The sequence below is a fragment of the Gemmobacter nectariphilus DSM 15620 genome (genome assembly GCF_000429765.1).
GTDB classification, from domain to species: Bacteria; Pseudomonadota; Alphaproteobacteria; order Rhodobacterales; family Rhodobacteraceae; genus Wagnerdoeblera; species Wagnerdoeblera nectariphila.
Map to the genome: position 1 here is coordinate 1 of NZ_AUCM01000055.1, position 1,284 is coordinate 1,284.

At 69.2% G+C, this 1,284-nt stretch carries 3 protein-coding genes; all 3 read right to left on the reverse strand.

Features of this window, described 5'->3' with window-relative positions; translation table 11 throughout:
* Positions 1-105: 105 nt before the first annotated feature.
* From G481_RS26795 to G481_RS26800, 3 genes are read right to left on the reverse strand one after another with little or no spacing between them, the layout of a single operon-like run.
* Entirely contained in the window at positions 106-957 is an 852-nt protein-coding gene (locus G481_RS26795) for a hypothetical protein (RefSeq protein WP_051294657.1), read from the reverse strand.
* On the reverse strand, positions 954-1,169 hold the full coding sequence (locus G481_RS0118625) for a hypothetical protein (RefSeq protein WP_028031324.1): 216 nt from the start codon (positions 1,167-1,169) through the stop codon (positions 954-956). The genes G481_RS26795 and G481_RS0118625 overlap by 4 nt, the downstream gene beginning before the upstream one ends.
* A 10-nt stretch (positions 1,170-1,179) precedes the next feature.
* A complete protein-coding gene (locus G481_RS26800) occupies positions 1,180-1,281 on the reverse strand; it encodes a DUF6511 domain-containing protein (protein WP_342666604.1) in 102 nt (33 codons plus the stop codon).
* Positions 1,282-1,284 lie beyond the last annotated feature (3 nt).

Below are 1,284 nucleotides of genomic sequence, written 5' to 3' on the forward strand. Positions count from 1 at the left end.
CGAAGAAATAGATCGGCGCGAACTCCGCCGCTGCGAGCAGGTCGGAGCACCAGAACCGCTCGCGATGCGCGCGTACGATCCGCTTGAGCTCATAGGCGTCAGGGATCATGGCCGGGGCTCCGCCCGTTCGCGGCTGAAACGCTCCACCGGAGCGTTTCCGGGACGCCGCTCACCCCAGCACCGTTTCGCCCATGCACAAGGAGCGTGCCACTTGCCGGCCGCCATGCCGCCGCGGCAGAGGACTGCGGTAGGCTCGGCCGCGGCGCGCGGCAGCCATTCCCCGGCCTCGGAGGCCCGCACCACGGCGACGGCGCGGTCCGACATTTCCTGCGCGAGATGCGCGTCGAACGGCACAAGCTCGGCGTGCAGCTCCATCGTGTCGCGGTTCAGCGCGGTGAAAAGCGCCGGGGCCGGCAGCTCCATGTAGGCCTGATAGAGCGCGATCTGGGCGGCATAGACCGGCCGTGCGAGGCTGACGCCGCGCTTGACCACATCCTTCCAGCTGGCCGCGCTGAGCGCCTTGTTCTCCCAGAGCGCGGGATAGTCCATCGCGACGGGGCCCGAGACGAGACAGCCGTCGATATGGCCCTTGAAGCGCCCGCCGAGGGCCTCAAACCCGAACTGGCGACCATCGGGGCGCTCGGTGCGCAGGTCGAAGCCGGCGATCCGGAACCAGCCCGCGACGATGTCCTCGGCCCGGTGGCCCGCCTCGAAGATGCGCAGCGTACGCGGCGCGAACTCCTGGCCCTCGTCCTTCGGCACCGCGAGGAAGTCGTACTGGATCTGGCGCAGGCAATCGCGGCCGAGACCCGAGGAGCTGACATAGGTCCGCGGACGCTCGGCGCGGTGGCGCGCGGACAGCGCCGTGTCGATGGCGGCAGACACGGCTTCGGCGATGGGAGGACGTGGCGCGCCGGCGCCGTAGAGGAAACCCGAGCCATGGTTGAGGTCGATCATCGCTCGCGCTCCCAGAACCCGCCGGCCTGGGCGATGCAGGTCAGCTTGTGGAACTGCGCGTCCGTCAGCCGGACGTTCTCGCCGAACCGCGCGAGCTTCTCGTGGAGGCTGTCGCAGAACTCGATCTCGAAGTCGGTGACGGCGTTCTCGGTGGCCGCCTCGAGCAGGTGCGTCCAGTTGCAGGACGCGGTGGCGTCGTTCAGGTCGATCATCGCCGCGCTCCTAAAATGGAATCGGGTCGTCGAGGACCGTGCCGGTGCGCTCCTTGCGCGCGGCCTGGTCCTGCATGCTGTCGATGTAGCCGGTGACCGCCGCCTCGATCAGGCG